This window comes from Roseateles chitinivorans (assembly GCF_050632145.1).
Taxonomy (GTDB): domain Bacteria; phylum Pseudomonadota; class Gammaproteobacteria; order Burkholderiales; family Burkholderiaceae_C; genus Roseateles; species Roseateles chitinivorans_B.
The window spans coordinates 2,841,270-2,867,479 of record NZ_CP192577.1 but is presented as its reverse complement, the minus strand read 5'-3'; the positions used below and the strand labels follow the sequence as shown (position 1 = coordinate 2,867,479).

21 protein-coding genes, 1 tRNA gene and 4 pseudogenes are annotated in these 26,210 nt (G+C 65.4%); 10 read left to right on the top strand and 16 right to left on the bottom strand.

The window, feature by feature from the left end; genetic code table 11:
• Positions 1–209 precede the first annotated feature (209 nt).
• Positions 210–545 carry a hypothetical protein gene (locus ACQ86G_RS13270; RefSeq protein WP_431260984.1) on the top strand — a complete coding sequence of 112 codons (336 nt, stop codon included), beginning with the start codon at positions 210–212 and terminating at the stop codon, positions 543–545.
• An 85-nt stretch (positions 546–630) separates the two neighbouring features.
• On the opposite strand, the gene ACQ86G_RS13265 is transcribed toward ACQ86G_RS13270, so the two are convergent.
• Positions 631–1,311, bottom strand: coding sequence for a DVUA0089 family protein (locus ACQ86G_RS13265; protein ID WP_431260983.1), 681 nt, complete (start codon positions 1,309–1,311; stop codon positions 631–633).
• A gap of 976 nt (positions 1,312–2,287) precedes the next feature.
• Between ACQ86G_RS13265 and ACQ86G_RS13260 the strand changes: the two genes are divergently transcribed.
• Positions 2,288–3,658 carry a ParB N-terminal domain-containing protein gene (locus tag ACQ86G_RS13260; protein WP_431260982.1) on the top strand — a complete coding sequence of 457 codons (1,371 nt, stop codon included), beginning with the start codon at positions 2,288–2,290 and terminating at the stop codon, positions 3,656–3,658.
• On the opposite strand, the gene ACQ86G_RS13255 is transcribed toward ACQ86G_RS13260, so the two are convergent.
• Together ACQ86G_RS13255 and ACQ86G_RS13250 are read right to left on the bottom strand one after the other, a co-directional pair.
• The gene (locus ACQ86G_RS13255) at positions 3,595–4,536 is read right to left on the bottom strand and encodes a DNA adenine methylase (RefSeq protein ID WP_431260981.1); all 942 of its coding nucleotides are present in this window, start codon (positions 4,534–4,536) and stop codon (positions 3,595–3,597) included. The two genes, ACQ86G_RS13260 and ACQ86G_RS13255, sit on opposite strands and share 64 nt — an antisense overlap.
• A gap of 523 nt (positions 4,537–5,059) precedes the next feature.
• Complete coding sequence (locus ACQ86G_RS13250; RefSeq protein WP_431260980.1) at positions 5,060–5,785, bottom strand: hypothetical protein; 726 nt, start codon at positions 5,783–5,785, stop codon at positions 5,060–5,062.
• A 161-nt stretch (positions 5,786–5,946) separates the two neighbouring features.
• Here ACQ86G_RS13250 and ACQ86G_RS13245 point away from each other — a divergent pair, with 161 nt between their 5' ends.
• Positions 5,947–6,597 (top strand): recombinase family protein, encoded by a 651-nt coding sequence (locus tag ACQ86G_RS13245; protein WP_431260979.1) that lies wholly within the window; start codon positions 5,947–5,949, stop codon positions 6,595–6,597.
• Positions 6,598–7,492: 895 nt separating this feature from the next.
• Here the strand turns inward: ACQ86G_RS13245 and ACQ86G_RS13240 are convergent.
• The 9 genes and pseudogenes from ACQ86G_RS13240 to petA all read right to left on the bottom strand — a co-directional run bounded on the left by ACQ86G_RS13240 (position 7,493) and on the right by petA (position 14,604).
• On the bottom strand, positions 7,493–8,266 hold the full coding sequence (locus tag ACQ86G_RS13240; RefSeq protein ID WP_431260978.1) for a hypothetical protein: 774 nt from the start codon (positions 8,264–8,266) through the stop codon (positions 7,493–7,495).
• A gap of 201 nt (positions 8,267–8,467) precedes the next feature.
• Positions 8,468–8,719, bottom strand: a complete 252-nt coding sequence (locus ACQ86G_RS13235; protein ID WP_431260977.1) for a DUF551 domain-containing protein — start codon at positions 8,717–8,719, stop codon at positions 8,468–8,470.
• 14 nt (positions 8,720–8,733) lie between these two features.
• On the bottom strand, positions 8,734–10,089 hold the full coding sequence (locus tag ACQ86G_RS13230) for a DUF6538 domain-containing protein (RefSeq protein ID WP_431260976.1): 1,356 nt from the start codon (positions 10,087–10,089) through the stop codon (positions 8,734–8,736).
• Between the two features lie 122 nt (positions 10,090–10,211).
• Positions 10,212–10,287: transfer RNA gene (locus ACQ86G_RS13225), tRNA-Thr, on the bottom strand.
• A 131-nt stretch (positions 10,288–10,418) separates the two neighbouring features.
• Positions 10,419–10,970 carry a ClpXP protease specificity-enhancing factor gene (locus tag ACQ86G_RS13220; RefSeq protein ID WP_431260975.1) on the bottom strand — a complete coding sequence of 184 codons (552 nt, stop codon included), beginning with the start codon at positions 10,968–10,970 and terminating at the stop codon, positions 10,419–10,421.
• Between the two features lie 14 nt (positions 10,971–10,984).
• Positions 10,985–11,602 carry a glutathione S-transferase N-terminal domain-containing protein gene (locus ACQ86G_RS13215; protein WP_067276593.1) on the bottom strand — a complete coding sequence of 206 codons (618 nt, stop codon included), beginning with the start codon at positions 11,600–11,602 and terminating at the stop codon, positions 10,985–10,987.
• A 164-nt stretch (positions 11,603–11,766) separates the two neighbouring features.
• The gene (locus tag ACQ86G_RS13210) at positions 11,767–12,549 is read right to left on the bottom strand and encodes a cytochrome c1 (RefSeq protein ID WP_431260974.1); all 783 of its coding nucleotides are present in this window, start codon (positions 12,547–12,549) and stop codon (positions 11,767–11,769) included.
• 26 nt (positions 12,550–12,575) lie between these two features.
• Positions 12,576–13,975: pseudogene (locus tag ACQ86G_RS13205) on the bottom strand (cytochrome b).
• 32 nt (positions 13,976–14,007) lie between these two features.
• Complete coding sequence (gene petA / locus ACQ86G_RS13200; RefSeq protein WP_088403232.1) at positions 14,008–14,604, bottom strand: ubiquinol-cytochrome c reductase iron-sulfur subunit; 597 nt, start codon at positions 14,602–14,604, stop codon at positions 14,008–14,010.
• A 221-nt stretch (positions 14,605–14,825) separates the two neighbouring features.
• On the opposite strand from petA, the gene mscL reads away from it, so the two are divergent.
• Both mscL and ACQ86G_RS13190 read left to right on the top strand, forming a co-directional pair.
• Positions 14,826–15,269 (top strand): large conductance mechanosensitive channel protein MscL, encoded by a 444-nt coding sequence (gene mscL / locus ACQ86G_RS13195; protein WP_088403231.1) that lies wholly within the window; start codon positions 14,826–14,828, stop codon positions 15,267–15,269.
• Positions 15,270–15,386: 117 nt separating this feature from the next.
• Positions 15,387–17,801, top strand: a complete 2,415-nt coding sequence (locus ACQ86G_RS13190) for a DUF1631 family protein (RefSeq protein WP_431260973.1) — start codon at positions 15,387–15,389, stop codon at positions 17,799–17,801.
• Between the two features lie 37 nt (positions 17,802–17,838).
• Here the strand turns inward: ACQ86G_RS13190 and ACQ86G_RS13185 are convergent, their stop codons facing one another.
• From ACQ86G_RS13185 to ACQ86G_RS13175, 3 genes and pseudogenes are all read right to left on the bottom strand, one after another.
• Positions 17,839–18,495, bottom strand: coding sequence for an energy transducer TonB (locus tag ACQ86G_RS13185; protein ID WP_431260972.1), 657 nt, complete (start codon positions 18,493–18,495; stop codon positions 17,839–17,841).
• Between the two features lie 116 nt (positions 18,496–18,611).
• A pseudogene (pdxA, locus tag ACQ86G_RS13180) lies at positions 18,612–19,639 on the bottom strand (4-hydroxythreonine-4-phosphate dehydrogenase PdxA).
• Positions 19,636–20,388, bottom strand: a complete 753-nt coding sequence (locus ACQ86G_RS13175) for a Nif3-like dinuclear metal center hexameric protein (protein WP_431260971.1) — start codon at positions 20,386–20,388, stop codon at positions 19,636–19,638. Before ACQ86G_RS13175 ends, pdxA begins: the two are co-directional and overlap by 4 nt.
• A 13-nt stretch (positions 20,389–20,401) precedes the next feature.
• On the opposite strand from ACQ86G_RS13175, the gene ACQ86G_RS13170 reads away from it, so the two are divergent.
• From ACQ86G_RS13170 to ACQ86G_RS13150, 5 genes and pseudogenes are all read left to right on the top strand, one after another.
• Positions 20,402–21,562, top strand: a complete 1,161-nt coding sequence (locus ACQ86G_RS13170) for a S1C family serine protease (protein WP_431260970.1) — start codon at positions 20,402–20,404, stop codon at positions 21,560–21,562.
• Between the two features lie 3 nt (positions 21,563–21,565).
• Positions 21,566–22,315 carry a HesA/MoeB/ThiF family protein gene (locus ACQ86G_RS13165; RefSeq protein ID WP_431260969.1) on the top strand — a complete coding sequence of 250 codons (750 nt, stop codon included), beginning with the start codon at positions 21,566–21,568 and terminating at the stop codon, positions 22,313–22,315.
• Between the two features lie 96 nt (positions 22,316–22,411).
• On the top strand, positions 22,412–23,368 hold the full coding sequence (locus ACQ86G_RS13160; protein ID WP_431260968.1) for an LOG family protein: 957 nt from the start codon (positions 22,412–22,414) through the stop codon (positions 23,366–23,368).
• Between the two features lie 43 nt (positions 23,369–23,411).
• Positions 23,412–24,331, top strand: a pseudogene (gene rocF, locus ACQ86G_RS13155) (arginase).
• Positions 24,332–24,673: 342 nt separating this feature from the next.
• Positions 24,674–25,165, top strand: a complete 492-nt coding sequence (locus tag ACQ86G_RS13150; RefSeq protein WP_431260967.1) for a Csu type fimbrial protein — start codon at positions 24,674–24,676, stop codon at positions 25,163–25,165.
• A gap of 86 nt (positions 25,166–25,251) precedes the next feature.
• Here ACQ86G_RS13150 and ACQ86G_RS13145 read toward each other — a convergent pair.
• Positions 25,252–26,182: pseudogene (locus tag ACQ86G_RS13145) on the bottom strand (ketopantoate reductase family protein).
• Positions 26,183–26,210: the final 28 nt, after the last annotated feature.

Sequence of the window (26,210 nt, the reverse complement as noted above, 5' to 3'; positions counted from 1 at the left end):
CGCCCGGCGGACCGCCTCGTGGGCGGCCTGATGAGGGCAGCGCCGCGCGACCGGTGCACATGAGGACGGGGCCTCGGGTTGCAAGCGTCTGCGCGGAGAAAAACCGGCGGAGTTTAGCACCCGGCCCCTGGCGGCACCGGGCGGCGGCCACGGCGCCGGACCGGCGGCGGACTCCGGGTTTCCCAGCGGCGGGACTACACTGCCGCCCCATGGCCACCCGCTATCTGCCTCCTCGCGTCAAGCCCGACGCGCCCGATCCGCTGGACTTCGGCCGGGCCATGTCGCAGAACGGCATGCTGGCCCGGCTGGGCAACCAGCTGGCGCTGTCGCGCCGGCATCTGGCGGCGGTGAGCGTCGCGCTGCCCGGCGCGATGAAGCGGTTCGTCCAGGCCGGCACGCTCGACGAGCAGGGCTGGACACTGGTCGCCGACAACGCCGCCATCGCCGCCAAGCTGCGACACCTGCAGCCGACCCTGCTGCGGCTGCTGCGCGACGAAGGCCTGCTGCTGGAAGGCGAACTCCGGATCCGCGTCAGGCAGTCCTGAGCCGCGCCCCCTTTCCAGCCCCACGCCGCGCCACAAGGAGAAAGGGACCGCCGAGGCGGTCCCTTGTCGTTCGCCCGCTTCGGGGTCAGTCCTTGCGGCGCAGACGGCGCGCACCACCCAGGCCGGCCAGCGCGATCACGGCCAGCGCCAGCGAGGCCGGTTCCGGCACATCGTTCTGCTGGGCGCCTTCGACGTTCAGGATGTCGAAGGCCCACAGCGCGTTGCGCTCACGGCCGCCGGCATCGCAGAACACGCCGTTGGCGCACTTGCCGTTCAGGAAGTTGGGGTTGCCGTCGTAGGTGAAGCCGTTGGCCAGGTTGGGGCCGAGGGCGAAGTTGTCGAACTGCATGACCGCGACCGTGTAGACGCCAGCGCTCAACGTGAGGTCCAGGCAGGTGTCCCAGCGCATGCCGCCCGCCGGATCGGGGTTCACCGCGCCGCCGCCGCAGGTGCCGGGCGTGCCGCTGGTGGCGTCGTCGTTCTGGCCGACCAGCACGCCGCTGGCGTTGAACAGCGCCAGGATCGGGTCGAAGCCGCCGGCAGCGACCACGTTGCCGTTGGCCTGCGTGCCGCCCGCATAGCTGTAGGTGATCAGACGGACCGCCGACGAGCCATTCGCCGTGAAGGTGAAGGTCTGGACGTCGTTGGCCTGCGCGAAGCTGCCGGCGAACGAGAAGTTGGTCGGCGCCGCATGGGCGACGGCGGAAAGGCCGAGGGCGGCGACGGTGGCCAGTGCGGCGACACCGCGGCGGAACAAGCTGTGCATGAAGTTTCCCGTGAAGGCCGGCATGTGGAGGTGGACCGGCGGGTTGAACACGGGGGCGGCTGGAGCAAAGCCTATGCCACAGCTAATTTTCCTTTTAAATCAATTACGTACATGCAGTTACGTGAGTAACTGCACACAAGTGTCAAGCGTGGCGACACCGCCTTTTGGGGGTGTCGGTACTCAAAGCTCGAGGCCAGAAAGACCGAAGCCCCGGATCGTCGGTGACGAAACGGGGCTTCGGAGCAGGCATGGCGCCTGCGAGTTCGATGGTGCCGGCTATCAGGTTCGATTCCTGAAAAGCCACACCTAACTCGTTGATTCTTCTGGGCGAAAGAGCACCAGAGAGATCACTGTAGCACACGGTGTAGCACAAAGAGAGGCACAGCCGAGGCTGCCAGAGCAGCCGTTAGGACGCCTTCGCCCCCACCTCGAAGCCCACAGAATGCCCGCCGAATTACTTCGACGGCCCATGCTCGAAACGCTCTTGATCCTTGCTGCCATCCCGTTCGCCCTCGCCGGGCTTTGCATCTTGTCCACCCTTGTGTGGGCGTCGCTTCCCTACGCGGTCTTCCTGTGTGCTGGCGCAATTACCGCCTACATGCTTCAAGGTCCGCGATCCGGCTGGGCCGGCCTCCCCGCAGTTGTCGCACTCGCAGCGGCTGCCTGGATCTCCCATCGCTGGGGCGGAACAAAGTAACCGCAGCCTCGCCTGAGCCCTATCCCGCCGTGGACAGCTCCACCTAGCCCTCCCCTGCAGCGCACCACGAATGGCTTTTGCAGCCTGCGGCATGTGAAATCAGTCGGGTCCGGACTGTTCAGAGGGATGCGTGGCCTCAGCCTCGATATGCAGGGCACTTCCCAGTTCTGGCCAACCAACGCCCGGTTACAGTTGCCCCACAACTAGGAATTCTGGGGAGGCTGCGTGGGACGCAGAGACTTTCAATTGATCGCGGGTGTTCCGATCGTGGACATCTTGTTGGACCAAGGCAACCCTCGCATTCGCGACGGGCAAGACCAAGCGGACTGCATCGCACGCATCCTCCGCAAGGAAGAGCAATTGATCGCGCTCATTCAAGATGTCGCGAAGAACGGACTGACGACCGCCCCGATCTTGGTCAGACCGAAGGGTGATGGCCGGTACGTTGTCATGGATGGCAACAGGCGCATTACCGCGTTGAAGTTGCTCAACGATCCGAATCTATGCCCAGTGGAACGCTTGAAGGGCCGGCTGCGAACCCTTCAGGCAGACTACCGGGAGGGCATCCCGTCGGTTATTGATGTCCTGAGTTCTACCAATGATGACGCCATTGCCCGTGAGGTCCTCGCACGGCACTCGGGTGCTCAGGGCGGCGTCGGACAACTGGATTGGTCGGCGTATCTCCGGACGGTGTTTCAGCTCAACCATGGCCACCCGCCAGAGTACAAGCGGCCAGGCCAGTACGCGATGTGGGCCGAACGGCATGGGATTTACGTTGGCGATGAATTTCCGATTACATCGCTGCAGCGCTTCTTCTCGATTGAGAACCTGGCCCTCCTCGGCTTCAACGCCGCTGGCGACGATCTGGCCCTAACCATCCCTGAAGACTCTGCGAAGCGACTTGCCCAGATCGTCATTACTGATTTCGACACCGCAGCGATCAAGGTGGACAACGTCCGCTCACCTGAGCAGGCACGAGACTACATCGCGAAAGCACGGGGCCGTGCAGGTTTAACGCCAGCACCTACACCAGCACCGGAGCCGCCCCCTAGCGGAGGAAGCGCCGCCGCTCCAACGCCGCCTACGAACGGCGGCGGGGCAAGTGCTCCCGCACCAGATTCCCCTAGCCCGCCTCCGTCTCCGCCGAGCGACGCTGATGATGGTGGCGACCCCGGAACTCCGCCCAGGCCGCCCGCAGCCCCCCGACAACCGCCGTCCGAGCGAAAGCGCGTTCTAGGTACTGGCGCACCGGGGTTTGCGATTCCAGAGGCGGAGGCTAAGGCGCGAACTATCGTGGCGGAGCTTCGAAAACTGGACGTGCGCGACACGCCACTGGCGGCTGCCATGCTGCTTCGCGCCCTCATCGAGATCAGTGATGAGCACTATCGACGTGCACACAACCGCCCTGACACGGGCAAACTCGGTCGGAACATCGTCGCCAGCGCGACCCACATGCGTGACAGCAGTAGGCTCACTACGAGCGCCTATGACATGGTCTCGCGGCTGGCCCAACCAGGAGGCACTGATCTACTGCATGTGGAAACGCTTCAGAAGATCCTGCATCGGGACACGCACATCCCAAGCTATCAGGTGGTCAACACCTTCTGGGACAACGTGGCCCCATTCGTCCGAGCGTGCTGGGCCAGCTGAAATCCTCTCGTGAGCGTGGGCTCGCAAGGCAGTTCTAGATTCCTGTAATAGAGGACTTCGCTTGCGAGCGGCCTTGCCAGATGCGTCGAATAGTGCAACGAAAAATTGACCTCATCCATCCCCGAGTAAAGCGCCCGAATCTCGGGGCAATCGTCGTAGGTAACCAGAACAGGGTAGCTAGCCGACTTGACGCAGCGAGCGATAGCGTCATGGTCGTCATGCCTGTAGTGATTGCGGTAGAGCTGGCTTCCCTTAACGTAGTAGGGCGGGTCCAGATACACCAAGCACTTTGATGGGAATCCCGGCGCGACGTCACTTAGGAGGTCAAGCGCATCCATCCCCACAACGGAGATGTGTCTGGACATGGCGCCGATCTTGGCAAGCCGAGCCGTAAGATCGCCGACGACATAGCGAGCATCTAGTTTCCACTGGCCCGCCTGGGCTTTGCCGCCAATCACCCCCGCAGCTAGGATCCCAGATCGATTGGTTCGATTAAGGAAGAACGCCGCGAACCCCACTTCTACGAAGTCATGCTTCTCAGGAGCTAGCAGGATCTCCCTTTGGCGCTCCCATGTCTTCATGGTTACTGGGGTGTCCCGAATTAGCTTTATCAGCCTTGGACTCGCTTCCGTGGCAGCTCGCCAGAATGAGTAAATTGCCGGGTCTGCGTCGTTGATGACAATGTGGTCGACATACCCCTGCATCAACAAGAAGAGCGCTGCACCTGCCCCACCGGCATAGGGCTCAACATACCACCCCCCTGAAATTCGGTTGTGGCGCATCAACTCCGCCAGCCATGGCCCGAGGCGCCCCTTCCCACCGGGGTATCGAAGCGGTGTAGCAAAGGCCCCACCTCCTGACGGAGCGGTCACTGGCATGGATGGGGTCAAGGCTTGCGTTGAACGCCTGACGCTTGTGATTGGAGGCGGTGGTGTTCTCATTCGTTTTTGCCGTGTAGCCAAGGATTCTAGTAAGCGCCCCCCGAGTGCGGCACCACTTGCTCTCTGCGTCGTCAGACGCCACCCAATTGTCGGTCTCCCCAGCCGTGGCGCCTATGAGGGCCTTCGCCGTTGCATCGCCCTACGCCCATCCTCGTTGGACGCTGCAATTGCTAGCTTCCACTCACCTGCGAGGTCGAACTACAACAACAGCGGTCGAGGCTTTAGCCGTCTTTTGGAAGTGGCCGGGGCGCCAGGGGAGTGGGGGGTACTTCCCCAAGTCGCGACCGATTCTCGCGGACCCGCCTTGGCCAGAGCGAACCTTGGCGACCCCAGCTGCCGCCAGAATGGCAAACGCCACAGCCAAGGCCCGAAGTCTCGACTGCCTGTGCATACATTGGCCGATTGGATCGGGCGACGGTCTCGCCGTGCTGAACCAGGGCGTTGATCTGAGCGCTATCGATCACGTCTGCCCTTCGCTGGTGGCGTCCGAACTTGCCGACTGTCGAGACTCGCGGCGCTTGCGCATCCAAGCCTCCTCGATCTGCGCTTGTAGCCATGAACAGAACAGCTCCAGTTGGTGGATCGCCTCGAAGAGCGACTCCCGATTGATGTGCAGCGAAGGGTTCATAAAGTTGCCAGGGCTATCGTCGGGCTCCAGCTCGTCAGGCCGCATGAAGAATGGCCTTGGGTACTTAGCCCGCGTGGCGTCACTGTGCTCGACATGCGAGCGAAGCAAATCGCCGTGGTGTTGGGAGTCGTTTCGGGCGAGCACCACTTGTTCGATGATGCCCAAGTCTGCAGGCGCAGCCGAGAAGTCGATGCCCAGAGCCTCCTGAAAGCAAGCCCGATAGCCTGAGACGAAGCCTTCGCTCTTGAAGACCTTGGGCAGCTCCTTCTGGCACGGCCTGTCCCCGGCCCACAGCCGGCGCTCCCAGGTGACGAAGAAGTGCTTGATGGACTCGGACAGCATTGACACCGCAGCGCGGCCTACAACCTCAATTTCCACGTCCGCACGGAGCCACTCCTCCAGATACGCCGGCTCGCCCGAGTCATCAAATGGCGGATCGTTATAAGGAACATCTGACGCTTCTATCAACCGCTTCGTTTCGAACATCGGCGTTGTGGCCGTGTCATAGAAGTGCTTGATGAACTCGGTGCGTTGTTGAAGGAAGTAGTAGACGTCCATGCGCTCAGTGTCATCTATGGCGCCCGCCAGGTGGGACCGGGTTTGTGTGCGCTAGGGCATGCCTCTACGAACATCATCTAGCTGGTCTGATTGATGTCCGCTAGGGTTGATTTCTGATCTGCGGACACATATCATGCGGACGGAACTTCAACGGACAGAACATGCAGACCTTCCTGTACGCCCGCGTCAGCACCTCGGACCAGACCATCAGCCACCAGCGAGACCACGCTGAGGCCGCAGGGTTCACGCTCGATGAGGTCATTCAGGACGACGGCGTCTCAGGCATCAGCACCCGATTCCAGGACCGCAAGGGCGGCGCCAAGCTGCTGGACAAGGTCCGTCGCGGGGATGTGCTCGTGGTCCGCTGGGTGGATCGCCTCGGCCGGAACTACGAAGACGTGACCGAGACCATCCGCACCTTGATGTCGAAGGGCGTGGTCATCAAGACCATCATCAACGGGATGACCTTCGATGGGGCAACGACTGACCCCATTCAAAAGGCAGTCCGAGATGCGCTTATTGCGTTCATGGCTGCGACCGCCCAGGCCCAGGCCGAGGCGATCAAGGAGGCACAGAAAGCCGGCATCAAGAAGGCCAAGGAGACGGAGGGCGAGGCCAAGTACCTGGGCCGCAAGCCGAGCTTCGACCGCGCTCAGCTTCTGCAAGTCAGTGAGCGACTTGCTCTGGGCGTCAGCCCCTCGGCCATCGCCGCAGACGCAGGGGTCTCCCGGGCCGTGGTCTACCGGATCAAGGAAGACCCTGCGAAGATGCTGGCGGCGCTGGAGACCTGGGAAGGCCGCCAGTCATCCTGAGGGCGCAGAGCCCCTTAGAAGCCCCAGGTGCGATTGGCCGCAATTCCTCGACAGAAGAATATGTTGCGCCAGAAGGCCGCTCATGAAGGGAAAGTCAGTCCTCGATGCCCTCCACCAGCAATGCCGCGTGTCCCCGGCATCCAGCGTGGCCCACGGCATGCCACCGCCCAGTGGCCGTCGGTCGGTGCGAACGGCGAGCAGAAACCTAAGTTGTCCTGGCGGCGTCGCTTCAAGCGAAAGACGAGCCTCCGGAGCCTCGGGACGTCGTGCCCTCGCGTGTCCAGGCCCAGGGAGCCGGGAGATTCCCACCGTCGGTGGAGATCCGCTAAGGCCGGCAGCGCCTGATGATCTTGAACCGCAGAGGGGTGCTGTAGCCCGCCACCAGGATCATCGTCAGATCCTTGGGGAGGTTGAACAACGGCTGCGGGCGACCGTAGCTGTCCGGGAGATGTGCTGAGAACTCAGCCGATCTTTCCCCGAGGGGTGCCCAGGTGCTTAGAAACGAATCGGTCAATCCCCGTCCGGAATGGTTGCTGGGTCCACTAGTTGCACACCGGAGGATCGGATTTCGAGCACCAGTGGCACGGTAGAAACGACGTCGCAGATCCCAGCATCGGCCCAGTATTCCGTTGCAACCGAGGCCACCCCAGACACGTTCGGAGAAGGAGTCTCGTGCACCTCTATTTCGTGCGGTGCGCCATCGATATCCACACAACTCAAGATGCGAGCTAACGGCATGAATCCTCCAGGGCGTTTCGAAGGTGAACGCGTAAACGGATTCTGCCGCGAACTGCGGAAGCTAAGCAGGTCTCGGCGGTGACCGCATGCCGACAGGAAAGCCACGAGCTCAAGACCACCAAAAGGGCAACTTGGGCAGCCCCGCCGACTACCGTCGTCAGAACGGAAGGTTCTCAAACTCCTTGGCCTCTTCCGCAAGGAGGGCGGCGTGGGATGCGACCTCCTCGTACAGGCCGAGCCTCTCGACAAGCTCCATGGCGATGTTGACGGCCCGACCCTGGTCCCAGGCAATCAGGGCGTCGGCCATGATCTCTTGCTTCCCAGGGCTGAAGGTGGCTCCAGGGCCGAAGGTCTTAGTTAGGCGGTCGGCGAAGTTCTTCACCTGTTCATCGAACCAGGCGGGATTGGCCTCGCGTTCGCCGTAGAGGACGCTAGCCCACTGCTCGGGAAGCTCTTTCCCCTCGGCCAGGATCTCCTTGCGCTTCTTGCGCATCATCTTGACGGTACGCTCTTTGACCCCAGAGCCTTCCACGATCTGAGGGACGGTCAGACCCAGGTCCGCAACGACCAATGCCCAGGCTCGTTCGGAGCGCTCCGTGCGGCCCATCGGAAGGCGGTCCTTCTTGTTGTCCCTGCCGGACTCAACCAGGGCCTGCTGAGGGCTGCCCTTGAAGAAGCGAACGGGGATGGTCTCGCGCTTCTCCCGGCGGTAAGCGGCGAGCCGATGGTGTCCTTCGATCAGGATGTGACGTTGACCGATCAGGATGACCGTGATTGGATCCAGTTCGTACTTGGGGCTGCTGAGCAAGTGGGCAGCTAGGACGTCAACGTGGATGGGATTTGAGATACCCGTCGCCGCGTCGTGCCTCGGGCGAACCTGAAAGACGGACGGCAGCACCTCCAAGGAGGCCACCGGCAGCGTCTTGGGCAAGACTGCCCCATCTTTCAGCGGCTGCCATGCGGCCTCAAGGGCCCTGAACTCGTCTCTATCCATGTTCGTTAGCGATGTCGGTCGAGGAGGACAAGGGTCACTCCAGCTGAGCCATGAGGAGGCTCCAGGGGCTTGGGAATGGGGGGCTCAAGGCATCCAGGGTGCAACCCTTATGCGTGCAATTGCACCCCGGCGAGTGCGTCAGGCCAGCGCTTGGGCCTGGATCGGCTGCCAGTGGGACGGGTCGAAAGCGAGTTCATCCATCTCGTCCTCGTCGGCCCAGACGCACACCGGCATACCGTCGGTCTCCGAGCGCTCCCACGATTCCACGAGGCGAGCGGTGATCTGGACGGCACCAGCGTGCGCGGGGTCGCTGGAGACGCCAGAGACCAGCACGGGCTGCCCCAGCGGCGGGAAGGCGTCTTCGATGGAAATCCAGGCGGCGGTGTTCATGTCGTGCGCCTCCCTCAGGCTTGCTTGGTGTTGTTCTTGATGTGCGCCTGAGCCTTGGTCAGCCATTCGTGCTTGACCTTGAGGCTGTAGCCCTTGCCGTACCCGGCCGAGATGCCGTCGCCAGCATGGCCCTGGATCTCCTTCTGGATGGGTTCCGGGCAGCCGACCTCCCGCAAGACGTCCTTCATGCCGTGCCGGAAACCGTGCGTGCCGATCCCCCAAGGCTTGAGACGCTTGTTGTTCGTCGCTGAAGCGTTGGCGTTGCCGTTCGTCTTGGCGTAGCGACTGAACAGCCCCTGCGAGCCCTTAGCGCGACCCACTGCGATCCGAGCGGCTTCTAGAGCAAAGCCCACGAGCGGCACTTCACGGGGGCTCGTGTCGTTCTTCAGCGTGCGCCATGGACGGTCCTGGATCTTCAGATAGGGCACCTCGGCATCAAGCACCACATCCGTCAGCGCCAAGCCCGAGACCTCGCCAACGCGGCAACCAATACCCATCTGGATCAGGATGACCAATGCCGGATCAGAGGTGTCAGGACCGAACTTCGCCAGGATCTCTGCAAGCTCCGTGGCCGAGGGCGTCTTGACCTCCTTGGAGTCCTTGCCCTCATTGGCGATAGGAACCGAGGAGAACGGGTTGTTTGCGCCACGAATGTCCAGTTCTCGGATCGCCACATTGAGCACAGCACAGAGCGTGTTCACGGCACGGCGAGCGGTGGCGGTCTTCATCCCGTTGGCGGCGCACTGGGCCACGAATGCACGCGCGTGCTCCCGTCCAAGGTCAGCAACGCAGATATCACCGGCCAAGGTCAACAACTGACCCCAGTCCCGCTTGGCACGCTCCATTGCCTTCTTGCTGTCTGCGTTCTTGTGGGTCGAGATATACACGTCCAAGGCAGCCGACAGACGAGGCTTCGGGTCGCGCTCCGACCGGAGAAGCTGCAGCGCCTTCAGGTCCACCGGCCCCAGGTAGTCGCTTTCCCTGAGCATCTCGGGGTTCTGCTCCAACGAGAGCGGGTCCAGGCCCTTGCGACGTACGTAGGCGCGGAACTTCTCTTCGAAGTAGTCAGTGTCGTGCTCCAGCGGCGGCAGAGAATCCGCCAGCACCTGAGCAGCCCGGAGCGTGTCCGCAGGGGTCAGGGAGGCGTTGCCGCGCATGGCGCTGAAGGAGGCTTGGTGCTGCTGGAACATCGCGTCTGCGAGTCGAGCAGCCTCCCGAGGGTCCGAGGTCTTGAGCGACTTGCGGATGACCTGCTGGGGGTAGCGGTCGTGGAGTTCCTGGGGAACGCGGAGACGGAAGTGGAAGGTCTCGCCTCTCTGATAGAGATAGCTGGCCATCAGAGAGAGCGTTTTACTGAGACGGATGATCACAAGGGCGGCCTGCGGATGGCCCAGGGCATGCCGTGTAGCACGCCGAGTGCGCAGTTTGTAGCACACTCCTTCGCCTTGGAATCACGCAAGCCGTTGATCTACAACGACTTTTCCTAAATTAATGGTGCCGGCTATCGGATTCGAACTGATGACCTACCGCTTACAAGGCGGTTGCTCTACCAACTGAGCTAAGCCGGCACAAGGAAAACTGGCGCGCCGCAGAACTTGCGACGCGGGCTGCATTCTAGATGCAGCTTCGAGGGGTCCGGAGCGAAAAACCGCGCCATCCCCCTCATCCCGCCCCCCGCACTTGAACGGGGATCAGCCGATCACTTGATGCGTTTGAGCGCTGGACGACCACCCGACGGACCCGCACCCGGATCGTCATCGTCCGGCGGCGTCGCGAGCGTCGGCGCGACGGGTTCCGGCTTGGGTTCGCCTTGCGCCGTCCCGCCGTTGCCGCTGCCACCGTTCGCATCCGACGCGAGGCGCAGACCTCGCGGCGCATTCGGCGCCGCCTGGCGTGCGGCGGCATCCTCCGCAGTCGGCGGAGGGAACGCCATGCCCTGGCCGTTCTCACGCGCGTAGATCGCGACCACGTGATCGACCGGCACGATGATCTCGCGCGCCACGCCACCGAACCGGGCCTTGAACTGGATCAGTTCATTGCCGAGGTCCAGGTTGCTGGTCGCGTCGAAACCGACGTTGAGCACGATCTCGTTGTTGCTCACGTACTCCAGCGGCACCTGGACCGTGCGGTCCACGTGAACCGCGACGTAGGGCGTGAACCCGTTGTCCGTGCACCACTCGTGCAGGGCGCGGATCAGGTACGGTCGCGTCGAGCTGGCGGCGAGACCGCCGCCGTCCTTGCTGTCATCCATGGGGAGCCAGTGTATTACTTGCGCATCACCTTCTCGGACGGCGTCAGCGCCTCGATGTAGGCCGGACGCGAGAAGATCCGCTCGGCGTACTTCAGCAGCGGCACGGCGTTCTTCGACATGTCGATGCCGTAGTAGTCCAGGCGCCACAGCAGCGGCGCGATCGCGACGTCCAGCATTGAGAAGTCGTCGCCCAGCATGTACTTGTTCTTCAGGAAGATCGGCGCCAGCTGCGTCAGGCGGTCGCGGATCTGCGAACGGGCCTTCTCCAGCTGCTTCTCGGTCGGCTTGACCGTCTGGCCGCGGTTCTCCAGCACGTTGACGTGGGCGAACAGTTCCTTCTCGAAGTTGAACAGGAACAGGCGCACGCGGGCACGGGCCACCGGGTCGCCGGGCATCAGCTGCGGGTGCGGGAAGCGCTCGTCGATGTACTCGTTGATGATGTGCGACTCGTACAGGATGAGGTCGCGTTCGACGAGGATGGGTACCTCGTTGTACGGGTTCATCAGCGCGATGTCTTCGGGCTTGGCGAACAGGTCGACGTCACGGATCTCGAAGTCCATGCCCTTCTCGAACAGCACGAACCGGCAACGGTGCGAGTAGGGGCAAGTGGTTCCGGAATAAAGCACCATCATGGCAGTGGACTCCTGATCGAAGCCTCTCGGCTTCATCGATTTCTACAAAACACAGTTCAACGCCGGCGCGGTCAAAGACCGAACAGACAAACGACAACGCAGTGGGGGCCTGTTCGGCGCCCCACTGCGCTTGAGGACCCGGTCTTCGACCGGGTCATCGGTTCTTACTTGATGTCCTTCCAGAAGGAGGCATTCAAGCGCCAGGCGAACACGGTGAACCCCAGCAGGAACAGCACCACGACGATGCCGAGCCGGAAACGGGCCCCCTGCGCCGGCTCGCCCATCCATTGGAGATAGGCGACCAGGTCGGCAACGGACTCGTCGTACTGCTGCGGCGTCATCGTCCCGGGCGTCACCTGTACGAAGTCCTTGAAGACATGCGTGACCTTGCTCGGGTCATGCGGGTCCTTTTCCTCTTCGAACCTGGCGGTGCGGACGCCCTGGAGCTCCCACAGCACATGCGGCATGGCCACGCTGGGGAAAGCGAGATTATTCCATCCCGTGGCCTTGGTTTCGTCCCGGTAGTATTTTCTGAGGTAGGTATAGAGGTAATCCGCCCCTGTTCCCTTGGCGCCGTCGGCCCGCGAACGGGCGATCACGGTGAGGTCCGGCGGCAGTGCGCCGAACCATTCCTTGGCCTGTTTCGGGTCCAGCGAGACCTTCATGGTCTCGCCGACCTTCTCCCCGGCGAACAGCAGATTGCCCTTGATCTGCTCGTCGGTCAGGCCGATGTCCTTCAGCCGGTTGTAGCGCATGAAGCTCGCGCTGTGGCAGTTGAGGCAGTAGTTGACGAAGATCTTGGCGCCGTGCTGCAGCGCGGCCAGATCGTTCATCTTCGACGTCGGGAAACGGTCCCACTCGATGCCGCCCTCAGACGCGAGCGCCGTCGACGTCAGACCCGCGCCCAGGCACAGCGACGTCAGCAGCGTGGCGATGATTTTCTTCATTCGTTCGACTCCGTGACGTTGGCGGTTCAGTGCGGGTGAAACGTGACGCGATCGGGCACCGGCTTGAAGGTGCCGGCCCGGCTCCACCACGGCATCAGCAGGAAGAAGCCGAAGTAGTACAGCGTGCCGATCTGCGACACGATCGTTCCCGCATCCGACGGCGGCTTGACGCCCAGGTAGCCCAGCACGAGGAAGAGCAGCACGAAGATGCCGTAGAGATACTTGTGCCAATCGGGGCGGTAGCGGATCGACTTGACCGGGCTGTGGTCCAGCCAGGGCAGGAAGAACAGGATGATGACCGCGCCGCCCATGACGACGACCCCCAGAACTTCGCGTCGAAGGTCAGCAGCAGCGCGATGCCGACCGCCGCGCCGACCACCACGATGCCCTTGCCCAGCGCCGACAGCCCGCCGCGCAGCAGCGTGATGACCGCGGAGAGCGCGATCACGCCGCACAGCACCTGGACCATCACGTCGGTCGTGGCGCGCAGCATCGAGTAGAAGGGCGTGAAGTACCAGACCGGCGCGATGTGCGGCGGCGTCTTCAACGGATCGGCCGGGATGAAGTTGTTGTACTCCAGGAAGTAGCCGCCCAGTTCCGGCGCGAAGAAGATCACCGCCGAGAAGGCCATCAGGAACAGGCCGACGCCGAAGATGTCGTGCACCGTGTAGTACGGATGGAACGGGATGCCGTCCAGCGGGTGGCCGTCCGCCCCCTTCTTCGCCTTGATCTCCACGCCGTCCGGGTTGTTCGACCCCACTTCGTGCAGCGCGATGATGTGCGCGACGACCAGGCCCAGCAGCACCAGCGGCACCGCGATCACGTGGAAGCTGAAGAAGCGGTTCAGCGTCGCGTCCCCGACCACGTAGTCGCCGCGGATCAGCAGCGCCAGGTCGTTGCCGACGAACGGCACGGCGGCGAACAGGTTCACGATCACCTGCGCGCCCCAGTAGGACATCTGGCCCCACGGCAGCAGGTAGCCCATGAAGGCCTCGGCCATCAGGCACAGGAAGATCGCGCAGCCGAAGATCCAGACCAGTTCGCGCGGCTTGCGGTACGAGCCGTACAGCAGTCCCCGGAACATGTGCAGGTAGACGACGACGAAGAACGCCGACGCGCCCGTCGAGTGCATGTAGCGGATCAGCCATCCCCAGGGGACGTCCCGCATGATGTATTCGACCGACGCGAACGCGAGCGTCGAGTCCGGCTTGTAGTGCATCACCAGGAAGATCCCGGTGACGATCTGGATCACCAGCACCAGCAGCGCCAGCGAGCCGAAGATGTACCACCAGTTGAAGTTCTTCGGAGCGTAGTACTCCGACATGTGCTCCTTGTAGAGCTTGGACGCGGGGAACCGGTTGTCCACCCAGGTCATCAGCTTGACGCCCAAGGGGGCTCCGGCGGGTGCTTCCTTGAATTCAGCCATGTGTTGTCTGCCTCGGTCCTGTTCCTGGGGAGTTAGGCCTTCTTGTCTTCACCGATCAACAGCCGGGTGTCGGACAGGAACGCGTAAGGCGGCACCTCGAGGTTGTCGGGCGCGGGCTTGTTCTTGAAGACACGGCCGGCCATGTCGAAGGTCGAGCCGTGGCAGGGGCACAGGAAGCCGCCATGCCAGTTGTCCGGCAGCGAGGGCTGCGGACCCGACTGGAACTTGTCGCTGGGCGAGCAGCCGAGATGGCTGCAGATGCCGACGACGACCAGGTACTCCGGCTTGAGCGAGCGCCATTCGTTCTTGGCGTACTCAGGGATCGGGAAGGCCTTGCGATCGGACTGCGGGTCGGCCAGTTCCGGATCGTTGCCTTTGAGCGCATCGAGCTGCTCCTTGGTCCGGCGCACGATCCAGACCGGCTTGCCGCGCCATTCGACGGTCAGCTTCTGACCGGGGGCGAGGTTGCCGATATCCACCTCGACGGCGGCACCGGCCGCCTTGGCGCGCTCGCTCGGCGCGAAGGTACTGACGAACGGGACGGCGGTGGCCACGCCGCCTACTGCTCCCGCGCAACCGGTGGCGATCAGCCAGGTGCGCTTGCCTTGGTCCACTTGTGGGTCACTCATGAGGGTCCTTACAGGGAACTTCTGATCAGGGGCAACCAAAGATTCTAGGTAAGAAACTTCCGGCGCGCCCCTAGGCGCTCTACCGATGTGCATCGGTGCACCACGTTGACATTTGTCGTGGTGCAAACGCCGTTAGGATGCTTGCCCGGAGGCGGAGTACGCCCCCGGGAAAGCGCTTGGTAGTTGGCGCCTTCGCACACGTGGAGCACAAGGAGCAAGCGATGGGTTTTTTGACCGAATTCCGTGAGTTCGCCGTCAAAGGCAACGTGATGGACCTCGCCGTCGGCGTGATCATCGGCGCCGCCTTCGGCAAGATCGTCGACTCGGTGGTCAAGGACCTGATCATGCCGATCGTCGGCAAGGCGGTCGGGGGACTGGACTTCAGCAGCTACTTCATCATGCTGTCGGACCCGCCCGCCAACTATGCCGGCCCGATGACCTACGAAGCCCTGACCAAGGCAGGCGTACCACTCTTCGCGTACGGCAACTTCCTGACGGTGCTGCTGAACTTCATCATCCTGGCGTTCATCATCTTCATCATGGTGAAGCAGGTGAACCGCCTGAAGCGCGACACGCCCGCCGCCCCGGCGGAGCCCGCAGCGACGCCGGAAGACATCCAGCTGCTGCGCGAGATCCGCGATGCACTGAGGCGTGACAAAGCGTAAATCTGCGCTCAAAGCTCACCTTTTGCGCACAAGCCGGGTGAGTCCCACCCGGACGAGGGATGGCCATCGCCGATACTTGGCGTGTGGTGCGGTCACCACAATGTGCCTGATGCCTTGATGAACCGTCTGAACCCCCACGTCGACGCGGCGCTTCAGCGCGTGCGCCTCGCGGCGGAACAAGCCGCCGAACGCGGCGCTGAAGGTCTGGGTCTCGCCGCCCTGTCCTCTGGACAGGCCAAGCGGCGGGACTCGCTGTTGTCCGCGCAATTCATTTTCCGCAAGCACCAGGCGCTGTTCTCGCAACGCTTCGACCAGTCCATGCGTCAGCAGGCGGCCGAGACACCGAACGGCGGCGCAGCCTCGTCCGGCAATGCGCGTGCCGCGCCCAAGGCGACCCAGTGGGACGAGCTGTCCCTGATGGACGACGACCAGGTCAACACGCTGGTCGCGACGGATCGCATCGGGTTGGCGCTGGGACACCAGAGCGAGTGGGAGCTGCGCGAGGTCAACTCTTATATGGGCGACATCCCCGGCGTCGACGAGGACCGTCACCCGCTGCGACCGCAGGCCATCGCCCAGGCGTTGATCGAGGCCGTGAACGCGGTGACCGACGACCCGGACACGCGCCAGGTCCTGACCGACGAACTCACGCGGGCGCTGGCGCTGGAGATGCGCGCCTGCTATGCCGACGTCGCCGGCCTGTTCCGCAGCCGCGGCCTGCGGCCGCAGGACCTGCGCGTCCGGGCGGTCGCGGGCGCCACGCGGGGTCAGGCCTTGCACGGTGGTGGCACGACGTCCGGCGTGCCGCTGCACGACAGCCGCTACGCCACACTGCCCGGCGGCCTTCATCCGGCTGTCCACGGCAGTCGCGCCGGCGGTCTTCACAGCATGGCCGGCGGATTCCACGGCGGCGGCGCGGACGGCTACGCGACGACTGGCGGCAGCCAGGCGGGCGGCGGCATGGGCTGGTCGGTGGATCCTCAGTTGATGGACCTGATGCGCCGGCTGGCGATGAGCCCGGCGCTCGGCATGCCGTCGACCGGCGGCGGATTGCCTGTCAACAGCCAATGGCAAGGCTGGGACGGCGATCCCGCCAGTTATGTCGAAGGTGGGCCCATCGTCCTGCCGCCCAACCTGATCCACCTGCACCGCGACGAGCTGCGGCAGGCAGCCAGCGGCTCGCTCGATCACATGGTGATCGACGTGGTCGCCGGCCTGTTCGACCAGATCCTGTCCGATGCCAAGCTGCCGCCGCTGATGGCTCAGCAGATCGCGCGGCTGCAACTCCCGGTGCTGCGCGCGGCGCTGGGCGACCGTTCCTTCTTCTCCTCGCGCCGGCACCCGGTGCGACGCCTGGTCAATCGCATCGCGACGCTGGCCGCGGCGTACGACGACTTCACCGATGAGCCGGGCAAGTCCTACCTCGCCCTGGTGCGAGACCTGATCCAGGACGTCGTCAGCGGCGACTTCGACCGGATGGAGCTGTACGAGTCCAAGCTCGGTCAACTCGAGCAGTTCATCCAGGACCAGACGGCCCAGACGCTGAAGTCGCAGGGCGACACGGCGGCCCTGCTGGAGCGCAAGGAGACCGAACTCCGCCTGCAGCGCCGCTACATGCAGCAGTTGCAGCAGGCCATGTCCAGCGTGGACATGCGGGACTTCCTGCGCGACTTCCTGACCCAGACCTGGAGCGAGGTCCTGGTGCATGCCTCGCGTCATCCGGACCTGGACGCGGCGCTGGTCGAGCGGCTGCGCAACATGGGCCGCGACCTCGTGCTGTCGGTCCAGCCGAAGACGACGCCCCAGCAGCGTCAGGGATTCCTGGCCTCGCTGCCGGTGCTGATGCGCACGCTCAACGAGGGCCTGGACCTGATCCGCTGGCCGGAGGCCGACCGCAAGAAGTTCTTCGCAGAACTGCTGCCCGCGCACGCCGAATCGTTGAAGGGCCAGGCCCTCAGCCCGCTCGAATACAACCTGCTGGCCAAGCAGCTGGAGTCCGTCTTCGGCATGGCGCCGCCGCGAGAGCAGGATCTGCCCGCCGCTGGCAACGCGCCCCTGGATCTGGACCTGAGCGAGAAGCTGTCCGATGAGGAAGCCCAGCGGCTCGGCCTGATGGCGGACGAGCATGTCGACTGGGACGGCCACGTCGACATCGATCTCGACCTCGACGCCGATGAACACGTGCCGCTGCAGGCGGTGGACATCAGCATCGACGGCCTGCCCGCCGCCGAAGAGGCCCCCTCGCCGCCCTCGGGCGAGCTGCTGATCGACCACCTGCATATCGGCACCGCCTATCGCATGCACCGCGACGGCGACTGGATCAAGGTGCGACTGGCCCACATCAGCGCCACGCGCAGCTTCTTCATCTTCACCCACGGGACGAAGCACCAGGAGACGCTGACGATGACCTCGCGCATGCTGCACAAGCTGTGCGAAGGTGGCCGGCTGCGAGCGTACGAGCATGCCCATCTGCTGGAGCGCGCGACGGCGCGCGCCCGGCAGCAACTGGCTGCGCTCGGCGCGAAGCACTGACGCGGCGCGACGCCGGCGCCCGCGCCGGCGTTCTCGCTCAGAGCTTGCGTGGATCCCGGAAGTCGACCGGCATGTCGTCGCGGGTCTTCATGCGCATCTGCACCACGTACTCGCCCTCGACGGGCTTGCCGTTCACTTCCTGCGGCTGGAAGCGCCATTGCTCCATCGAGGCGCGTCCGTAGCGGCGCAGCGACTCGGGCATGCCCGCCGGCATCTCGACGTTGGCCTGCACGCAGGTGCCGTCGGTGCCGACGCGGCAGATCATCTTGATCTCACCTTCCCAGCCGGCGTTCGACGCGGCGTCCTTGGGATAGGAGGCGTAGGCGATCTTCGTGGGAATGGGCACCATCTGCATCGAACTGATAGCCACCGTCGACTTGACCTTGTCGACGTTCAGGTACAGGCGCACGCCGGTACGGAAGCTCGCGTTCTTCCCGTCTTCCTGGCGCGGCGGGATCTTGGCCTTCTGCAGCCGGGCGGTCATCTGCTGCCAGAAGGCCGGTGACTGCGAGGCTTCGTCGATGGGCACGACTTCCTTGGCCTGGCCGTTCTCGTCGAACAGCACGTCGAACCAGACGTTCAAAGGCTGCTGCACCTCTTGCGCCGACGCGCCGGCCACGACGCCGAACTGCAGCGCGCCGGCCAGGACCAGCAGCCCCAGGCGGCCCGGCCGCGTCATCCGTCCTGCTTCCATCTCGAACTCCCCGCATTGATGTGATGCCGACGATTATCAGCAACGCCTCGCGCGGAATCCACCGCGCGAGTTCCCCATGAGGGGGATGGAGGGCGCCGCACCTCCTGATCCGCGGCTCAGGCCGACATGGCCCTCGCCATGCGGATCGCCGCGGACATGCTCGACGGGTCCGCACGCCCGGTTCCCGCGATGTCGAAGGCGGTGCCGTGATCGGGACTCGTCCGCACCAGCGGCAGCCCCAACGTCACGTTGACCCCTCCTCCACGCCCAGATACTTCACCGGGATCAGCCCCTGGTCGTGCGTCATGGCGACGACCACGTCGAACTCGCCCGGATGCTTCGGCGGCGCATGGCGCGCCCGCATGAACACCGTGTCGGGCGCGAACGGTCCGTGCGCCTCGATCCCGAGCGTGCGCGCCTGGTCGATCGCCGGCGCGATGTGCTCGATCTCCTCGCTGCCGAACAGCCCGCCCTCTCCCGCGTGCGGATTCAGGCCTGCCACCGCGATGCGCGGCGCAGCGATGCCTGCCCGACGCAGCGCGGCATCGGCGATGCGGATCGTCTGCAGCACGCGACCGGTGGTGATCTGATCGACCGCCTGGCGCAGCGCCACGTGGATGGTCACCAGCACGACCCGGAGCTCGTCGTTGGCCAGCATCATCCGCACCGGCGGCAAGCGGCCGTCCGTGCCGGCGCACAAGGCCTGCAGCAGCTCGGTGTGGCCTGGATGGTCGATGCCGGCGGCGTGCAGGGCTTCCTTGTGGATAGGCGCCGTCACCAGCGCCCGCGATCGACCGGCCAGCTGCTCGTTCGTGGCGGCGACGATGCAGCGCGCCGCGGCGGCGCCCGCCGCGGCGCTCACCCGCCCCAACGGGTGGGCGAGCAGATCCGCCGGCAGTCCGGCCGGCTGCCACACCGGCAGGCAACCGGGCGGCACAGGATCGTCCGCGCGCTCGAGCACCGCCACCGGCAGATCCAATCCCACCAGACCCACCGCGCGGCGGAGCACGCCGGCGTCGCCAACCAGGCGGAGATCCGTCCCGCGATCGCGCGACCAGGCCGCGACAGCGATCTCGGGACCGATGCCGCAGGGATCGCCCATCGTCAGCAGCAGCGGGCGGGAACGCTCGATAACAGTGTTCATGCGGGATTCGGGATGTCGATGAAGCTGCACTGCAGCCCCAGCTGTTCGGCGACCTGCCGGCCCAGTGCCTGCACGCCGTAGCGCTCGGTCGCATGGTGGCCGGCGGCGATGAAGGCGACGCCGGTCTCGGCGGCGTAATGGGCCTGCGGCTCGGAGATCTCGCCGGTGATGAACACGTCCGCGCCCGCCGCGATCGCCGCCTCGAAGTAGCCCTGCGCGCCGCCGGTGCACCAGGCGACCCGCCTGAGCGGGCGGCCGTCGCCGGCCGCCTGGATCGTCGCGCGACCGAGCCGCTGCTCGACGTGTGCGCCCAGCGTCTGCAGCGATTCGCAAGCCGCCGGCAGGGCGCCGATGCAGCCCAGGTCCTGATCGCCGAAGCGGCCCTCGGCGGCCCAGCCCAGGTGTTTCGCGAGTTGCGCGTTGTTGCCAAGTTCCGGATGCGCGTCCAGCGGCAGGTGATAGGCGAACAGGTTGATCTCGTTCGTCAGCAGCCGCGACAGGCGCTGCTTCATCCAGCCGGTGACACGGCCGTCCTGGCCGCGCCAGAACAGCCCGTGATGGACCAGGATCGCGTCGGCCCCGGCGTCGATGGCGGCCTCGATCAGCGCAAGGCTGGCGGTGACCCCGCACACCAGTTGCCGGATCTGGTCGCGGCCCTCGACCTGAAGACCGTTCGGCCCATAATCCTTGAAGCGCGTGGGCTCCAGCGTGGCGGCGAGCAGCCGCTCCAGCTCCGTGCGATGTGCCATGACAGGATCTCTCTTGCGTCAAACCTGGCTGATTTTCTCCCAGGCCACCACGGTGGCGCTGGCCGGCTACTTCGTCGTGTCGACGCTCAAGCCCGAATGGCTGCACGAGGCCCCCAAGGTCGTGCCCACGCTGCCCGCCGCCGCCGGGGCCCCGCCCCGCGCCTCGGTGCAGTTCAGCTTCGCGGCGGCGGCCCAGGCGGCGTCGCCGGCGGTCGTCGCGGTGCTGGCCAACAAGCCGGCGCCCAGCCAGCGCGAGATCGACGCCGACCCCTGGCTGCGTTTCCACTTCGGCAAGCGCCCCCAGCAGCAGCGGCCGCAGACGGGACTGGGCTCGGGCGTGATCGTCTCGCCCGAAGGCTACGTCCTGACCAACAACCATGTCGTCGCCGGTGCGACCGAGATCCGCGTGCAGCTCGCGGACGGCCGGGACACGCCGGCGCGCCTGGTCGGCACCGATCCGGAGACCGACCTGGCCGTCCTGCGCATCACGCTGCCGCCGCCGTTGCCGGTGATCCACCCCGGCAAGGCCGGCGAGCTGCAGGTCGGCGACGTGGTGCTGGCCATCGGCAATCCGTTCAACGTCGGCCAGACGGTGACTTCCGGCATCATCAGCGCGCTGGGCCGCACCCAGCTCGGCCTGAGCACCTTCGAGAACTTCATCCAGACCGACGCCGCGATCAACCCCGGCAACTCCGGCGGCGCGCTCGTCGACGTGCAGGGCCGGCTGGTCGGCATCAACACGGCGATCTACTCGCGCACCGGCGGCGGCAGCCTGGGCATCGGCTTCGCGATCCCCGTCGACTCGGCGTACCAGGTGCTGGAGGCCCTGGTGAAGGACGGCAAGGTCTCGCGCGGATGGCTGGGCGTGATCACCGGCGACATCAATGCCGAGGTGGTGGACACGCTGAAGCTGTCGGTCGACCATGGCGTGCTGGTCAAGGAAGTCTTCAAGGCCAGCCCGGCGGCGAAGGCCGGCCTGGAGGCCGGCGACGTCGTCGTCGAGGTGGCGGGTCAGCCGGTGAGATCGCCGCGCGAACTGGTCAACGTCGTCGCCGCGCTGAAGCCCGACAGCCAGACCTCGATCTCGGTGCAACGCGGCAAGGAGACGCTGAAGCTGCCGCTGCAGGTCGGCCTGCGGCAGCCGCAGACAACCGATGACGCGGTGCCGGAATGAGCCATGGATGACGATCAGCTGCTGCGATATTCGCGCCACATCCTGCTGGACGACATCGGTGTCGAGGGTCAGCAGCGCCTGCTGGACGCACGCGCGCTGGTGATCGGCGCGGGAGGGCTGGGCTCGCCCGCGGCGCTGTTCCTGGGCACGGCCGGCGTCGGCCGCATCACGCTGGTCGATCACGACCGCGTCGACGTGACGAACCTCCAGCGCCAGATCGCCCACAGCCTCGCGCGGGTGGACCAACCCAAGGCCGAATCGGCCGCCGCGGGCATCGCGGCGATCAATCCGGAACCGCGTGTCCGGGCCGTCATTCAACGCGCCGACGCGGCCCTGCTCGACGAGCTCGTGCCGCTGGCGGACGTCGTGCTTGACTGCACCGACAACTTCCCGACGCGCCACCTCGTCAACGACGCCTGCGTGGCACACGGCAAGCCGCTCGTGTCTGGCGCGGCGTTGGGCTTCGATGCGCAACTGAGCGTCTACGACAGCCGCGGTCGCGTCTTCCCCTGCTACGCCTGCCTGTTCCCCGCGGACCAGCCGCCCGAGGAGCAGCGTTGCGCCGTCATGGGCGTGTTCGCGCCGCTGGTCGGCATCATCGGCAGCATGCAGGCCGCCGAAGCCTTGAAGCTGTTGACGGGCATGGGTTCGACGCTCCCCGGCCGGTTGCTGATGCTGGACGCGCGCCGCATGGAATGGACCGACCTCAGGGTCGCCCGCGACCCGCGCTGCCCGTGCTGTGGCACGACCTGACCCCGCGCAACAAACCGACGCTCGCGGCCCTGTCCGGCGCTGGCGAACGAACAGAAATTAAGTGGCTACGCCCGTAAAGTCCCGGGCCATCGAATCATGATCAGAAGCGACAAACTCACCGCCCGCAACTTCCCGTCCGCGCAGGAGGAAGCTGCACAGCAGGCTTCCTTCGACGCGGCCTTCGACGCCAATCCGCCGGCGGCGTACCAGCTCGCGTTCACCGACACGGACTTCCTGGTCCGGCCGGAACTGCGCCCGGTGCGCATGCAGCTCGAACTGCTCAAGCCGGAGCTGATCCAGCAGGAGTTGAACATCCAGTCGACGGTGGTGATCTTCGGCAGCGCGCGCATCGCCGACCGTGAAGCGGCCCAGGCCGCCGTCGACGCCGCCCGTGCCGCCAAGGACGAGGCGGCCGTGCAGCGCGCCGAGCGCCGCCTGGTGATGAGCGGCTACTACGAGGAGGCGCGCAAGTTCGCGCGCCTGGTCACCGAGACGACCAAGGATTTCGCGCACCCGCTGTACGTCGTCACCGGCGGCGGCCCCGGCATCATGGAAGCCGGCAACCGCGGCGCGCACGAGGCCGGCGGCCGCAGCATCGGCCTGAACATCGTGCTGCCGCACGAGCAGCGCCCGAACCAGTACATCACGCCGGAACTCTGCTTCCGCTTCCACTACTTCGGGCTGCGCAAGATGCACTTCCTGATGCGGTCGGTGGCGCTGGCGGCCTTCCCGGGCGGCTACGGGACACTGGATGAGCTCTTCGAGACGCTGACGCTGATCCAGACCGGCAAGTGCCGCCGGCGTCCGATCCTGCTGTTCGGACGCGATTTCTGGTCGCGCCTGATCGATTTCGAGCTGCTGATCGACACCGGCATGATCAGTCCGGGCGACGAGCAGCTCTTCCATTACGTTGAAACCGCCGACGAGGCCTGGGCCTTGCTGAAGAAGGAATACGACATCGGCGGGGCCACCAACGGCACCAACGGCACCAACGGCACCAACGGCACGAACGGCCACAACGGGACCGGCACGGTCCCGGCCGACGGCACCTGACCCGGCCCCGCGGGGCCTTCCAGCAAGCAAGAGAGGTTCGACCATGACCGCAGCACGACACGTGAGCCTGATCGGCGCGCCCACCGACGTGGGGCCGGCGCCCGGGGCGCCAGCATGGGACCGGAGGCCCTGCGGGTGGCGGGCCTCGCCGAGGCGCTGCGGGCGCACGGGGTCGAGGTCAAGGACTGCGGCAACCTGATCGGACCGTCCAATCCCTGGCAGCCGCCGACCGAGGGCTACCGCCACCTCGACGAGGTCACGGCGTGGAACCAGGCGGTGCACGACGCGGTCTATGCGGAACTCAACGGTGGCCGCATGCCCGTGCTGCTCGGCGGTGACCACTGCCTGGGACTGGGATCGATCGCCGCGGTGGCCCACCACTGCCGCGACACCGGCAAGAAGCTGCGCGTGCTGTGGCTGGACGCGCATGCGGACTTCAACACCAGCAAGCTCACGCCCAGCGGCAACATCCACGGCATGCCGGTCGCGTGCCTGTGCGGCTACGGCCCGCAGGAACTGATCGGCATCGGCGGCAAGATCCCGGCGATCGATCCGAAGTGGATCCGCCAGATCGGCATCCGCAGCGTCGACGAGGGCGAGAAACGCTTCGTGCACGAGGTCGGCCTCGAGGTCTTCGACATGCGCTACATCGACGAGATGGGCATGCGCCACACGATGGAGCTGGCGCTGGCGACGATGGACGCCAACACCCACCTGCACGTGAGCTTCGACGTCGACTTCCTCGATCCGGACGTCGCGCCCGGCGTCGGCACCACGATTCCCGGCGGCCCGACCTACCGCGAAGCCCAGCTGTGCATGGAGATGATCGCGGACACCGGGCGGCTGGGCTCGCTGGACATCATGGAGCTGAACCCGGCGCTCGACGTCCGCAACAAGACGGCGCTGGTGGCCGTGGATCTGGTGGAGTCGCTGTTCGGCAAGTCGACGTTGATGCGCAAGTGACGCGTGACGCGCAGGGGACGTCGACCGGGGTCGCGCGGGGTGAGACTTCCGTGACAGGCGCGTCGTTGGATCACTACCCGACAGCGATGGTTGCGATACCAATCAGAATGCGGAGGACTCCTCCCGATTCGGGGGAACTCTCTAGGCCGATGTCCATGATCCGTGAAGTGGCTCACGGAGCGAAACTGACAAAATCGTGTCCAATTGATACCCAGGGACGGCACAGAGGCCCGACATCGGAGGCATCGCACCGAAGTCATAGCAGCCCGCCGACGCCTGCGATGCATGAATAGAACCCCAACCATGTTGTCACGTCAGTTGTCTTCAGTTCTCTCGCGAACAGTGGCCATCGCCGTGGCCATCGCGGGCTCAGCCACCGCCAGTCACGCGGCCAATCCGTCGACGGCGTCAGGCACCTTCCAGGTCGGTGCGACCATCCTCGTCGCCTGCAACGTCACCGGCAGCACGCTGACCTTCGGCGGCTCGATCGATCCGCTGCAGACGCCCGGTCCGGTGGACGCGTCGACCGCGCTCAACGTCACCTGCACGAAGACGACGCCCTACAGCGTGGCGCTGAGCGCCGGTGCCAACGCGGGCAACGCCTCGGCCTTCGGGTCGCGCGTCATGAAGAGCGGCAACAACAACCTGCCGTATCAGCTCTACCTCGACGCCGGCCGCACCCAGGTCTGGGGCGACGGCAACGGCAGCGGCGTGTACACCGGCACCGGCACCGGCAGCCAGCAGCAACTGACCGTCTACGGCCGCCTGCCATCGCTGAACGGCATCGTGCCCGGCAACTATGCCGACACGGTCACGCTGACCATCACCTACTGAGCGCCGGCCTCGCGCCGAACTCCCCACGAAGCCGGGCCTGTCCCGGCTTTTTCACGTCTGTCCCTGACTGTCCTTGCCCGCCCTTCTCAGTCCCGGCTGAGTTCGGCGAGCCGCACCAAGGTGTGCAGCACGCGATTGGCGGGCGTGGGCACCCCAACGCCTCGCCACGGCGCACGAGGAATCCGTTGAGGTGGTCGATCTCCGTGCGCTTGCCGCGGCTCATGTCCTGCGCCGTCGACGAGAACTGGCCCGGCATCGTTTCCGCGATCTTGCGCACGGCCTGGCGGACGTCCCCCGCCAGCGCGACGCCATCGGCCGCGGCGACCGCCAGCCCTTCGTCGACGAGCTGGTCCATCACGGCCCAGACGCCCTCCCCTTCACCAGTTCGCCGTAGGGCTGCTGCGCCAACGCGGACAGCGCGTTGTAGGCGCAATTGATCAGCAGCTTGGACCAGAGCGCGCCACGCACGTTGTCGGACACCTCGGTGGGCACACCCGCCGCGACCAGCGCCTGAGCGGCGCGAGCGGCGCCGATCGCCGGCTCGATGACCAGCTCGCCGCGCCCGTGGTGCTTCACGTGGCCGGGGCCGGCCATCTCCGTCGCGACGTAGACGACCGCCGCCGAGACCGGCTGCGGTACCGCCTCGCGCAGCCGCTCGGCGTTGTCCACGCCGTTCTGCATCGACAGCAGCAGCGTATCCGCGCCGATGTACGGCGCCAGGGCCTGCGCGGCCGACACCGTGTCGGTCGACTTCACGCAGAACAGCACCACCTGCGCGCCGCGCGCGGCGGAGGGCTCGGTGTCGGCGCGCAGGCGGACCTGCTCGTCGAACATCCGCGTTTCCATGCGCAGGCCGCGGTCGCGGATCGCCTCCACATGGCTGGGGCGGCCGATCAGCGTCACGTCGTGGCCCGCACGGGCCAGCATGCCGCCGAAGAAACAGCCCACGGCGCCGGCGCCCATCACGGCGACCTGGAGGGACGTGTGCGGGACCGGGGTGTCATCGGTGCGGATCATGGCGTCATCCTCGCGATCAGGGTTCGGG